9 protein-coding genes are annotated in these 12,066 nt (G+C 66.5%); 8 read left to right on the forward strand and 1 reads right to left on the reverse strand.

Annotation, left to right across the window (positions count from 1 at the left end; genetic code table 11):
- Nucleotides 1-2 precede the first annotated feature (2 nt).
- From ASE28_RS15425 to ASE28_RS15460, 8 genes are all read left to right on the forward strand, one after another.
- On the forward strand, nucleotides 3-1,457 hold the full coding sequence (locus ASE28_RS15425; protein ID WP_057204337.1) for a DUF2142 domain-containing protein: 1,455 nt from the start codon (nucleotides 3-5) through the stop codon (nucleotides 1,455-1,457).
- Between the two features lie 46 nt (nucleotides 1,458-1,503).
- On the forward strand, nucleotides 1,504-1,851 hold the full coding sequence (locus tag ASE28_RS15430) for a hypothetical protein (protein WP_057204336.1): 348 nt from the start codon (nucleotides 1,504-1,506) through the stop codon (nucleotides 1,849-1,851).
- A gap of 8 nt (nucleotides 1,852-1,859) precedes the next feature.
- Nucleotides 1,860-4,412, forward strand: a complete 2,553-nt coding sequence (locus tag ASE28_RS15435) for a hypothetical protein (RefSeq protein WP_057267383.1) — start codon at nucleotides 1,860-1,862, stop codon at nucleotides 4,410-4,412.
- 99 nt (nucleotides 4,413-4,511) lie between these two features.
- Nucleotides 4,512-5,000, forward strand: coding sequence for an N-acetyltransferase (locus tag ASE28_RS15440; RefSeq protein ID WP_057267384.1), 489 nt, complete (start codon nucleotides 4,512-4,514; stop codon nucleotides 4,998-5,000).
- 11 nt (nucleotides 5,001-5,011) lie between these two features.
- On the forward strand, nucleotides 5,012-7,078 hold the full coding sequence (locus ASE28_RS15445) for an ABC-F family ATP-binding cassette domain-containing protein (RefSeq protein ID WP_057267385.1): 2,067 nt from the start codon (nucleotides 5,012-5,014) through the stop codon (nucleotides 7,076-7,078).
- A 751-nt stretch (nucleotides 7,079-7,829) separates the two neighbouring features.
- Nucleotides 7,830-8,489: a DUF4124 domain-containing protein gene (locus tag ASE28_RS15450; RefSeq protein ID WP_057267386.1), complete on the forward strand. Its 660-nt coding sequence runs from the start codon at nucleotides 7,830-7,832 to the stop codon at nucleotides 8,487-8,489.
- 86 nt (nucleotides 8,490-8,575) lie between these two features.
- Complete coding sequence (locus ASE28_RS15455; protein WP_057267387.1) at nucleotides 8,576-9,595, forward strand: hypothetical protein; 1,020 nt, start codon at nucleotides 8,576-8,578, stop codon at nucleotides 9,593-9,595.
- Nucleotides 9,596-9,794: 199 nt separating this feature from the next.
- The gene (locus ASE28_RS15460; RefSeq protein WP_057267388.1) at nucleotides 9,795-10,949 is read left to right on the forward strand and encodes an ABC transporter substrate-binding protein; all 1,155 of its coding nucleotides are present in this window, start codon (nucleotides 9,795-9,797) and stop codon (nucleotides 10,947-10,949) included.
- A 182-nt stretch (nucleotides 10,950-11,131) separates the two neighbouring features.
- Here the strand turns inward: ASE28_RS15460 and phbB are convergent, their stop codons facing one another.
- The gene (phbB, locus tag ASE28_RS15465) at nucleotides 11,132-11,869 is read right to left on the reverse strand and encodes an acetoacetyl-CoA reductase (RefSeq protein ID WP_057204326.1); all 738 of its coding nucleotides are present in this window, start codon (nucleotides 11,867-11,869) and stop codon (nucleotides 11,132-11,134) included.
- Between the last annotated feature and the right edge of the window lie 197 nt (nucleotides 11,870-12,066).

Genomic DNA, 12,066 nt, shown 5'->3' on the forward strand with positions numbered 1-12,066 from the left:
GGATGGGTGTTTCCGTCCAGGCCACCGCCGCGCGCACCGGGACGCGCCACCTGAAATCCCGCATCGACCTGCGCACGGCAGGCCTGCCTGCGCTGGTGGGCGGCTTGCTGCTGGCGCTCGTGGTGGCATGGGGCCTGATGCGGCTGGTACCGGCCTTCCAGTCGCCTGACGAGAATGTGCACCTGCTGCGCGCCGACATGATCGCCCACGGCCAGTGGACCCTGCGCAAGGATGAGCCGGACGAGTTCGGCAACCAGGGCGGCTATGTGGACCGGAACTTCGTGGCGTTCACGTCGCGCATGCGGGCGATCTCCGGCACCGAGCGCGACTACGCGGCTTCGGCCAGCGCACTCATGGCCCAGGCCGCGGGGGAGCGCTGGGCGCACAAGGACCTGTTCGTCAACGCCGTGGGCACGGGCTACTACGCGCCCTTCATCTACCTGCCCCACGCGCTGGGCCTGCGCACCGCGCGCGCGCTCGACCTGTCGATGCGCGCAAGCTACGAGCTGACGCGCCTGCTGGTGGCGGCCACAGCCCTGGGCCTGATCGCATGGGCGTGGCGGCTGTTCACGCCCAATCTGCTGGTGCGCGCGCTGGTGCTGATGCCCATGGCCATGTTCCAGATCATCTCGCCCACCATCGACGGGCTGAGCATCGCCGCAGCGCTGCTGCTGGCCGCACTGTTCTCGGTGCGCTGCATGGCCCCCCGCAGCGACGCGAACCCGCTGCAGGAATACGCGCTCTATGCCTGCATCGTCCTGCTCGTGACTTCCCGCGTCAATCTGGCCCCCCTGCTGCTGCTGCCCCTGTGGCTGCTGGTGCGCAGGTTTTCGGCCGCGCACCTGCTGGCCTGGATCGCGCTGTGCGCGGCCTGCGCCGGCTGGACGCTCTACGGCATCGCCACCACGGCGGACGCGCGCCTGGTGCGCAACCACGCAACCATCGAGATACTGGCGATCTATCTGCAGCACCCACTCGGTTTCACCCGCCTCGTCCTCGATACGCTGCTGGACGGCAAGACCGGGTACTTCTACGCCTATTCCTTCGTCGGCATGATGGGCTGGCTCGATGCGTCCATCACCAAGGATGCGATGAAGGCCGTCTGGTATGGCCTGGCGGTTGCGCTGGCCGCGACCCTCGGGTCGGCGCGCTGGCTGCGGCGTGATGCGGCTGCCCGTGCGCTGCTCCTGCTCGTGGCGCTGGCCAGTTGCGTCCTGGTCTTCCTGGCCTTGGCCATCAGCTGGAACGACTACCCGGTGGCCATCATCAGCGGCGTCCAGGGCCGCTACTTCATTGTGCCCGCCCTGCTGGGCGCCACAGCGCTGGGGCCCATGGGCCATGCGGCCTCGCCCACCCACCGGACCGTGGCCAACGTGCTCACGGCCACCTTCGCCCTGGCTTCGCTCTACATCATGGCCACGACCCTGTCCGAGCGTTACGCCCTGCGGCTCCTTTAACATCGCCGGGCCCCTGCCCGATCACTCCCACCCGAGATCCCGATCCATGTACGTCTATCTTCTGACCATCCTTTGTGTGGTGGGCATCGCCATCGGCCAGATCCTGTTCAAGGTCAGCGCCAATTCCATGAACAAGACCGGCAGCTTCTTCGCCATCGAAACCCTGGCCGTGTTCTTTGCCACCATGGTGCTGTACGGCATCACCTCCATTGGCTGGGTGCTGATATTGCGCAAGGCCGAGCTGGGCAAGGTCTACCCCTTCATGGCCCTGGCCTTCGTCATCGTGCCGCTGGCCAGCCGCTTCTTCTTCGGTGAGCGCTTTGCCCCCAGCTACTTCATCGGCACGGCGCTCATCATGTCGGGCATCGCGGTCACGGTGGCCGCATCCCGATGAGCAGCGCCATGCCGAGGCGCGGGTACCACCTGCATCCGCTGGGCGCCGCCTGGCTTGCCGCTGTGTTCGCGGCGCTGCTGCTCGCCCTGCTGTGGCTGCCGCAGGCCGCCCGCGCCCAGCAGCCCCTGGCCCCCGGCACCTACGGCTTCGTCGACACGGTGGAGTACGACCAGGCCAAAGGCGTCGTGCGCATCACCGGCTGGTGCTATGACTCGCAGAACCAGCGCCTGCCCAAGGACTTCACCGTGCGCATCGGGGACACCGAGAAGCGCATCGCCATTCCCACGCGCAAGACCCGTCCCTCCGTCGCGGTCTACTTCAAGGATGGGGAGAGCATTCCGCTGGAGTTCTCGCTCGAAGTGCGCTACCCGCGCTACCTGGGGGGCGGCGAGCAGCCAGTGGGCGTGATCGCCCGCTTCGACGATACCGCGCGCTTCAACGTCGAGCCATCCTCCCCCGCCGCCGGCAAGGTGCTCGGCCCCGACATTGCCCCGCGGCACTGGCTCATCGCTGCTGCGGTGGCGGCCACCATCGTGCTGCTGCTGCTTGGCGCCACGGGCCGGGTGCTTGACCGCTGCGGCCAGTGGGTCGGTGGCCACAGGCGCATGGTGGCCGGCGGCATTGCCGGCGTCTTCCTGGTGCTCGTGGGCATCGGCGCCACCGGCTCTTCGCTGGAACTGCTGCTGGGCCGCACCGACCAGAGCGAGCACCCTGTGGTATCGGCCGACAGCGCCGTCACCCCCCTGGCGGGCCAGCCACGCGGGGTGCGCTCCGACGAGTGGATGGTGATCACCGCCAGCGCGCTGGCCCAGGCCAGCCACGACCCCCGCTTTCCGGTGATCAACCGCAACCTGGGCCTGGACGGGCAGAACATGCTGGTCATCGGCATGACTGGTGTGCCCGTGCTGCACGTGTCAGCCCTGGCACGCCCGGCCACCTGGGGGTTCTTCGCGCTGCCGCTGGACATGGCGCTGGGCTGGTACTGGTACTTCCCGTTCTTCGCCTGCCTGCTGGCGCTGTGGTGGCTGCTGGACGTGCTGGCCCCCGGCCGCTCTGGGCGCAACCTGGCGCTGTCCTTCGTGTTCTGCTTGGCGCCCTATGCGGCGGGCTGGTCGCAGTGGCCACTGTATGTGGTGTTCTTCCCGTCCGGGGCCCTGGCCGCCGCGCTGCTGATGCTGCGCCAAAAGCCCGGTGCCCGCCTGTGGTGGCTGGCCCTGGCACTGGCCTGGTTCCTGGCCGGGTTTGCGCTGGTGCTTTACCCGCCCTGGCAGATCACCGTGGCCACGCTCTACGCCCTGGTGCTGGCCGCGTGGCTGGCTGACCACCGCCGGCAGGTGGCCTGGAGCTGGCAGACCCCGCTGGCCTTCGGGCTGGCCGCAGTACTCATGGGCGCCCTGCTCTATTTCTGGTGGCACGACGCGCGCGAGGCGATTGCCACCATGCGCAGCACCGTCTACCCCGGCCAGCGCGCGGCGCTGCAGGGGGGCGACCTGTCCCCCCTGGTGCTGCTGCGCGGGTTCAGCAATGCCGATACGCTGTCCAACCTGCAGGGCAGCGTGTTCAACGAGAGCGAGTTCGGTTCGTACTTCCTGCTGCTGCTGGCCACCTGGTTCCTGTGCCTGCGGCAGATCCGGGACAGGAAGCCCTACCCCTGGCTGCTGGCGGCGTGCGCAGCGTTCTCGGCGTTCAGCGTGGTGTTCGGGGTCTGGGGCGTGCCCTTGGCACTGTCCAAGGCCATGTTCTGGCACTACGTGTCGTCGTCGCGCATCGATCTGGCGCTGGCGCTGTCCTGTCTGCTGGTCATGGCGCTGGCGGGTGGCCGCGAGGGGGCGGTGGCTTCACCACGCCCGGCGCGCATGGCGGCCGTGGTGCTGGGCCTGCTGACGGCGGCCCTGGCGGCACTGGTGGTGGCCGGCATTCCCGAAGACTTCTATCCGGGCCTGAGCGTGGCCATGCTGGCCAGCATGGCCGTGGCCGGTGGCTTCATGGCGTACTGGCTGGTGTACGGGAAGGTGGCGCAGTCGATTGCGCTCACCGTGGTGGTGTACGCCATCGCCGTCGCCGACTTCAATCCGCTGGGGCTGGCCCCCGCCAAGGTGGCCCTGAACGACACCGTGCAGGGCTATGTGGCAGGCCCGGCATCTGCAGACGGCACCGCGAAGCCCCGGCGGGTGCTGGCCTTGCTGCCCAGCACCTCGCTCGCCATGACGCTCGCCGCGGCGGGTGTTCCCGTGGTGGATGGCGTTTTCTACTACCCCCAGCCCAGCGTGTGGCGCGGCATGCAGTTGCCGGCTGCGGACCAGGACACGGTGAACCGCTACCAGCACCTGACCTTCGTGCAGGAAACCATGCAGGCCCCGGCCGCCTACCGGGTGATCAACCCCACGCCCGACACCGTGCGCGTGATGGTGGACCCGCGGCGCTTCGACTTCGCGCAGACGGGTGCACAGGTGGTGGTGGGCGGTGACCGCATCTTCGAGCTGGGCGAAAACCCCCGCCTGCGCCTGCTGGGCAGGTACGAGGGCTGGGCCTGGTACGAGGTGGCTGGCGCGGCGCCGTAGGGCCGTCCTACAGGGTTTGCCCGGTATCGGCGACAATACGGGGTTGCCTGGGGTGTCGCCGCTCCAGAAAAGCACCCACGCGGACACTGGAACCCGAGCATGCTGCAGATCATCGCAGTCGACACCGAAGACGGCTGGCGGCATTTCAGGGAACTGCTGCTCGAGTACGCACAGCGCGACCATGCCAACGCCGGCCAGAGCAGCATCTGGGCGGACATGGCCGGTCTGCCGGGCCGGTATGCGCATCCTGCCGGTGGTGCGGTTCTTGCCTATCGGCAGGGTGAACTCGCCGCCTGCGGCGCGTTTGCCCCGACAGAGATGGCTGGCCTGGCCGAGATCAAGCGGCTGTACGTGCGCGAAAGCGCACGCGGCCAGGGCATCGCCCGTGAATTGACGCGGGCCCTGGTGCGGCAGTGTGCGGGCGCGGGTTACGACCGTGCCGGCATCAGCACCTGGGACCACAACGAACGCGCGCAGGCGCTGTACCGGCAGATGGGCTTCGGGCCCATCACCCCTTTCAAGGATCATCCGATCCCCAACCTGGTTTACCTGGGCCTTGCGCTGCACGATGCAGCCGAGGCGCCGTGATTGAGTACTGAATGATCAACCTGAAGAACATCGTCCTGCGGCGCGGCGCCAAGGTGCTGCTGGACAACGTCTCCGTGACCCTGAACCCCGGCGAAAAGGTCGGCCTGGTGGGCCGCAACGGCGCCGGCAAGTCCACACTGTTCGCGCTGCTCAACGGCAGCCTGCACGAGGATGGAGGCGACTTTTCCATCCCCCGCCAGTGGCGCATGGCGCAGGTCGCGCAGAACATGCCCGAGACCGATGAAAGCGCCACCGCCTTCGTGCTGGCAGGCGACACGCGCCTGGCCGAGCTGCACACCCAGTTGGCGCAGCTCGACCAGAGCGATGCCGCGCACGACGACGCCGACCACGGCATGGCCATTGCCCAGGTCTACACCGACCTGGCCGACGCGGGCGACCACGACGCCGTGCCGCGCGCGCAGGCGCTGATCCTGGGCCTGGGGTTCCAGTCGCACGAACTTGAGCGCCCGGTGAACAGCTTCTCGGGCGGCTGGCGCATGCGCCTGCAACTGGCGCGCGCGCTGATGTGCCCGTCCGACCTGCTGCTGCTGGACGAACCCACCAACCACTTGGATCTGGACGCCCTGGTCTGGCTCGAAGCCTGGCTCAAGAAGTACGCCGGCACCATGATCGTGATCAGCCATGACCGCGAATTCCTGGACGCCGTCACCAACGTCACCTTGCAGATCGACAGCGCCAAGCTCAACCGCTTCGGCGGCAACTACAGCAAGTTCGAAGAACTGCGGTCCCAGCAGATGGAACTGCAACAGGCTGCCTTCTCCAAGCAGCAGGACAAGATCGCCCACCTGCAGAAGTTCATCGACCGCTTCAAGGCCAAGGCCAGCAAGGCCAAGCAGGCGCAAAGCCGGGTCAAGGCCCTGGAGCGCATGGAGAAGGTGGCCCCGCTGCTGGCCGAGGCCGATTTCACCTTCGAGTTCAAGGAGCCCGTGAACCTGCCCAACCCCATGCTGTCCATCAGCGATGCGGCGTTCGGCTACACCACGGACGACGAGATCAAAACCATCCTCACCGGCGTGAGCAAGTCGGTGCTGGCCGGCCAGCGCATCGGCATCCTGGGCGCTAACGGCCAGGGCAAGTCGACCCTGGTCAAGACCATTGCCCGCGAGATGGCGCCCATTGCGGGCACCGTGACCGAGGGCAAGGGCCTGTCCATCGGCTACTTCGCCCAGCAGGAACTGGACGTGCTGCGCCCCGCCGAGAACCCGCTGGAGCACATGATCCGCCTGGCGCGCGACATGGGCGCTGCGGCCCGCGAACCTTCGCGCGAGCAGGACCTGCGCAGCTACCTGGGCAGCTTCAACTTCAGCGGCGACATGGCCAAGCAGGCCGTGGGCACCATGAGCGGCGGTGAAAAAGCCCGCCTGGTGCTGGCCATGATGGTCTGGCAGCGCCCCAACCTGCTGCTGCTGGACGAGCCCACCAACCACCTGGACCTGGCCACGCGCGAGGCGCTGTCCATGGCGCTCAATGAGTTCGAAGGCACCGTCATGCTGGTCAGCCACGACCGGGCGCTGCTGCGCGCCGTGTGCGACGAGTTCTGGCTGGTGGGCCGCGGCGTGGTGGGCCCGTTCGACGGCGACCTGGACGATTACCAGCGCTACCTGCTCGAGGAGGCCAAGCGCCTGCGCGAATACTCGCGCCAGGCCGAAGCGGCTGCCGTGAAGGCGGCGGCCGCCGCCGCAAGCGCTCCTGCGCCCGCCCCCGCACCGGTAGCCGCCCCACCTGCGGTGGTCGCCAAGGCCCCCACACCGGCCCCGGCCGCCACGCCTGCGGCAGGGCGCGACCAGCGCAAGCTCGATGCCCAAAGCCGCCAGCAACTGGCTGAGAAGACGCGCCCCCTGAAAAAGGAGCTGGAACAGATCGACCAGCGCCTGGCGACCCTGTCGACCGAGCGCAGCGCACTTGAGCAGACCCTCACTCAGGCCCTGCCGCCAGCCGAGATCGCCGAGTGCGGGCGCCGCCTGAAGGCGGGCCACGACGAGACCGCGCAACTGGAAGAACGCTGGCTGGAAGTTTCATCAGCGCTTGAAGAAATTTCGGCAGCTGCCGGCGCGTGAAGTGTAAAACCCTGTAAACGATTACCTATGTTTCCAGCTATTGCAACTCGGCAGGCTTGAAATTGTTGCTATGAATTTTGCAGTGCTTGGCGGCGAAAAAACGTTTCCATTTAGGTTGCATTTTTTTGCGAAACGCTGTCAACCAAGCCGGGAGTGAACGCGTTGTTGGTACATCACAGGAGTTTTCCAGTATGAATACCACCGCAATCATGTCCGCCTGGCCCGAAGACGAACGCGACCGCAAGCGCGCCCCGGCCCGCTTCTGAGGGTGTGGCAGCCCCGGCTCCCAAACCGGGCCGCCCCTTCTTTTTGACGGTTCCAACCCACTCCACCAGGAAAGCCCCGCCACTGCGGGGTTTTTTTGCGTCCCTTCCAGGCGGCAGCCGCCGCATGACCGCAACGCGCTCTTCGCGGGCGCGGCTGCATAGCCCGCGTTCATAGCCCTTTGCGGTACCCTGGAGCGCTCACCGCCCCCTCCCGGTCGCGCCACCTTCGTCTCAGCCCTCTGAGGCCCTGCGCATGCCGTAGCCGGTGGCCTGCCCACGCCTGCGCGGCCGCCTCACGCCCGCCGGTGGACACATTGTCAAGCGCTGGCACAGGGCCGGTGGACAAGGCGGTGAACGCCCGCCAGGCCTTGCCGCAGAACAATCCATGCATTGCCCCACCCCACGGTCTCCACACCGGGTCGGGAGGCGGCCCGGCGAACCCTTTGCCGGCACCCGACATTCAATCCATGGAAAGGAAGACCCCGATGCAGATGCAGAACCACCTTTTGGGCCGCACGGCGCGTATCCGGCATGGTCTGCGCTTTGCTGGCGCCGGCCTGTTGCTGGCAGCGCTGCACTGCCTGGCACCGTCCGAAGCCAGCGCACAGACGCGCTACACCTGCCGGGACGACAACGGCAACAACTACACCTCCTCGCGTGCCTGCCCCCAGGGCATGAAGACCACGTCGGTATCGGCTGGGCCCACGGCCAGCGAGTACCGCTCCGAACGCTCGCCCAGCCGGTCGGTGTCCTCCTCGCCCGCACCGGACCACCAGCAGTACATGAGCGAGCGCTGCCGCACGCTGAACGACACCATGCGATCGGCCTACTCCCGGGGCATCAAGGCCGACGTGCAGGAGGGCATGCGCCGCGAATACAACCGCGACTGCCGCGAAGAAGAGAGCGAAGCCTCCTCCCGCTATGACAGGGAGCGGCGCGAAGCGCGCCTGCAGCAGCGCGACGAGGACCGCCAGGCGCAGCAGGCACAGCAGGCGTCGCAGGCTGACGAAGCACGCCGGGGACAGCAATGCGCCGAATCGCGCCGCATCCTGAACATCAAGAAGGCGCGCACCGACCTGACGGAAGGCGAGCGCAATGACCTCAAGCGTTTCGAGGACGCCTACCTGGCGCGGTGCGCACGCTGACCGCGAACACTGTCCGGACCATCGGCTATAAACAGCATGGCGCCGGCATCCGCGCGCACCACAACCAGCCGCAAGGAATACAAGGCATGAGCAGTTTCATCGAGATCGGAGGGCGGCGCATTGCAGCCATCGAATCGTCCGAGGGAATCACACTCACCACGGACACCCTCATTTCGCTCAGTGAGGTCAGCGAATTTCCGCAAAACGTGCGGGTGGTGGAAGGCTCCATTCACCTTCACAACGGCAGCCTTCGCAACTTGCCCTCCCCCCTCACCGTCCGCGGCACCCTGCAGATCTGGGCATGCCCCGACCTGGTGCTGCCCGACAACCTCGAAGTGACGGAAGACCTGGTACTACACGGCAGCGACATGGTGAGCGAGAGCCTGCCCTCGGGCTTGGTGGTAGGCGGCGCACTGCATATCGGCAACTGCAAGTTCCGCCAGCTGCCCGTCGACCTGTGCGTGGGCCGCAGCATCCTGGCAAGTGAAAGCGCGCTCGAGGCACTGCCGGATGCACTTTCACTGCCCGGCACACTGGACATCGCCTACACCACCATCTCCAGGCTGCCCGACCGGCTGGAAATCGGCAGCGCCCTGATCCTCACGGACTGCCCGATTTCCGCACTGCCGGAGCATTTCACCGTAGGGGACAGCCTTGACGTCCGGGGCACCAGCATCACCCAGTTGCCGACGCAGCTGACGCTGGGGACTGACCTTTTCGTCGCCGATACCGCCATTGACACGCTTCCAGAGAACCTGGAGCTGTGTACCCTGGACATCAGCGACACGCCGATCACCGAGATCCCGGAGTCGACCACCCTGCACGTGAGCCTGTGGGCGGAAAACGCCAAGATCCGCCGTCTCCCAAAGACCTTCGTCGAACTGGACGAGTTGGACCTCAGGGGCAGTGCCATTGAAGCGTTGCCCGAAGGCCTGTTCGTGCGCTTTGACCTGAACCTGGCCGACAGCGCCATCCGGTCGCTGCCCGCGAAGATATCCGTGAACGAGACTCTCTACTTGGGCGGAACCGCCGTTCCAAGAGAGGGGCTGCCCAGAAACGACAAGACGGGGGAGGCGTTGCGCGTCGATTGGGACTGGCGTCCCTGACGCGCCTGGCCTGCAGCACCCTCCCCCCGGTGGCGATCCAGGGTATCACTTGTCCTGCAACGCTCTTTTGACGGTAAGCAGCGCTGAATGCTAGAATAAGGGTTTTCCCTAAGGTTGCGCTATCCGTGCGACCAGGGCCAAGGCAACCACGGCAACCCGTGGCAGCGCCCCCTTCTTCGATCCATCGTCGTCTCCTTCCATGCACCGTCGCCAGTTCACCCAGTCCCTTCTTGCCACCGCCACCGGCCTCTCACTCGCACCGAGCGCATGGGCCGGCCCCCAGGACGCCATCGACGCCAAGATGGTCACCATCGGCTGCTCGCTGGGCCTGTCGGGCCCTCTGGCCAGCCTGGGCAAGGAACTCAAGCAGGGCCTGGACGCCGGCATTGCACAGGCCAACGCGCGCAGCGGCGGCACGGGCGGGCGTGAGCTGCGCCTGTTGGCGCTGGACGACGGCTACGATCCGGCCCGCTCCGAAGAGAACGTGCGCAAGCTGATTGCCGATGGCAACGTGGCGGCCCTGCTGTCGTGCATGGGCACCAGCAACAACCAGCGCATCATGCCCCTGGTGGACGAGGCGCAGATCCCCTACGTGGCCCCGCAGAGCGGCGCATCGTCGCTGCGCAAGCCCGAGTACCGCTCGGTCTTCCACGTGCGCGCCAGCTACTCCGACGAAGCCCAGCGCCTGGCCAAGAAGCTGGTGGCCATGGGTATCACCGACCTGGCCGTGGTCTACCAGGACACGGCGTTCGGCAAGGAATTCCTGGTCGATGTGAACAACGCGCTCAAGGCCGTCAACCAGCCCGCGCCCAAGGCTTTCAAGCTCGACGCCAAGGGTGAGCAAGTGGCCACCGTGGTCCAGCAGACGCTGGCTGCCAAGCCCATGACGGTGCTGCTCGGCACGGCAGGTGATGTGAGTGCCGCGCTGATCAACGAATTCCGCAAGGCATCGGCCAGCACGCCCCTGGCGGCCACCAGCGTGGCATTGAGCGGCGAAAACATCCGCCAGCTGGGCACCAAGGCCGGCGGTCTGGCCCTGTCGATGGTGATGCCCGATGCGTCGCGCACCAGCGTCGCCCTGGTGCGTGACTACCAGCGCGCCATGCGTGCCGTGAACCAGCAGGAATTCTCGTCGCGCAGCTTCGAGGGCTACGTGAACGCCCGCGTGCTGATCGACGGCCTGGACCGCGCCGGCCGCGACCTGAGCCGTGCCAAGCTGCGCTCGGCACTGGCCGGTTTGCGCAGCAACGACCTGGGCGGCTTCACGGTCGACTATGCAGGTGGCGCACCGTATGTGGGTTCCAAGTTCATTGACCTGGGCATCATGGGCTCCAACGGCCGCTTTGTGGGCTAAGGCCTGAACAAAGCTCTTGGCGTCGTTGCTGCGCCTTGCCGTACTAGAGGCGCAGCGCCTAGCCAGAACCGCTGCGCTGGGCTTTCTTCAGACCTCGGGCCTCGCTTGGGCAATGAAAACAAAGAAACCCGCTGAAGCGGGTTTCTTTCATTGCGGGCGGCCAGGAGCCGCTTGCGGATGGATCAGCCCATGTGCAGGCCACCGTTGACCGAGAAATCGGCACCGGTGGCGTAGCCGCCCTCTTCCGAGGCCAGCCAGGCAATGATCGAGGCGATCTCGCTGGGCTCGCCCAGGCGCTTGACAGGCACGGTGGCGACGATCTTTTCCAGCACGTCGGGGCGGATGGCCTTGACCATGTCGGTGCCGATGTAGCCCGGGCTCACGGTGTTCACCGTCACGCCCTTGGTGGCCAGCTCCTGCGCCAGGGCCATCGAGAAGCCGTGCATGCCGGCCTTGGCGGCCGAGTAGTTGGTCTGGCCGGCCTGGCCCTTTTCGCCGTTCACGCTGCTGATGTTGACAATGCGGCCCCAGCCCTTTTCCACCATGTCGGCCACCACCTGCTTGGTGACGTTGAACATGCTGTTCAGGTTGGTTTCGATGACGGCATCCCAGTCCTCGCGGGACATCTTGAGAAACATGCGGTCGCGCGTGATGCCGGCGTTGTTCACCAGCACGTCGATGCTGCCGTGTTCGGTCTTGGTCTTGGTGAACGCTTCCACGGTGGAATCCCAGTCGCCCACATTGCCCACCGATGCGTAGAACGTATAGCCCAGCGCCTTTTGTTCCGCCAGCCACTTGGCATGGTCACGGGTCGGGCCGCAGCCCGCAATGACCTTGAAGTTTTCCTTGTGCAGGCGCTGGCAGATAGCCGTTCCGATGCCCCCCATGCCGCCGGTGACGTACGCGACTTTCTGGCTCATGTAATTACTCCTTGTTTAGTGATGCGCTCCACGCCACTCTACCCAAGAAATACAACCCTCCCCTGAAGGAAAACACTGAGCGGCCTTTCTTTTTCATGCAACAAAGCGTGTGATAGCCTGCAGGGTTGCGGGCCCGCCGATGCCCCGCAAGCCAGGCGGGGCCTTGCTGTGCGCGGTATGCACTGCAATGGGGCAGG

It is taken from the genome of Acidovorax sp. Root219 (genome assembly GCF_001428665.1).
In the GTDB taxonomy this organism is placed as follows: Bacteria; Pseudomonadota; Gammaproteobacteria; order Burkholderiales; family Burkholderiaceae_C; genus Acidovorax.

What these genes read in the sequence shown, in the direction of transcription:
- ASE28_RS15425 (WP_057204337.1), top strand. Translation starts at nt 3, where the DNA reads ATGGGTGTTTCCGTCCAGGCCACCGCCGCGCGCACCGGGACGCGCCAC.
- ASE28_RS15430 (WP_057204336.1), top strand. Translation starts at nt 1,504, where the DNA reads ATGTACGTCTATCTTCTGACCATCCTTTGTGTGGTGGGCATCGCCATC.
- ASE28_RS15435 (WP_057267383.1), top strand. Translation starts at nt 1,860, where the DNA reads ATGCCGAGGCGCGGGTACCACCTGCATCCGCTGGGCGCCGCCTGGCTT.
- ASE28_RS15440 (WP_057267384.1), top strand. Translation starts at nt 4,512, where the DNA reads ATGCTGCAGATCATCGCAGTCGACACCGAAGACGGCTGGCGGCATTTC.
- ASE28_RS15445 (WP_057267385.1), top strand. Translation starts at nt 5,012, where the DNA reads ATGATCAACCTGAAGAACATCGTCCTGCGGCGCGGCGCCAAGGTGCTG.
- ASE28_RS15450 (WP_057267386.1), top strand. Translation starts at nt 7,830, where the DNA reads ATGCAGATGCAGAACCACCTTTTGGGCCGCACGGCGCGTATCCGGCAT.
- ASE28_RS15455 (WP_057267387.1), top strand. Translation starts at nt 8,576, where the DNA reads ATGAGCAGTTTCATCGAGATCGGAGGGCGGCGCATTGCAGCCATCGAA.
- ASE28_RS15460 (WP_057267388.1), top strand. Translation starts at nt 9,795, where the DNA reads ATGCACCGTCGCCAGTTCACCCAGTCCCTTCTTGCCACCGCCACCGGC.
- phbB (WP_057204326.1), bottom strand. Translation starts at nt 11,869, where the DNA reads ATGAGCCAGAAAGTCGCGTACGTCACCGGCGGCATGGGGGGCATCGGA.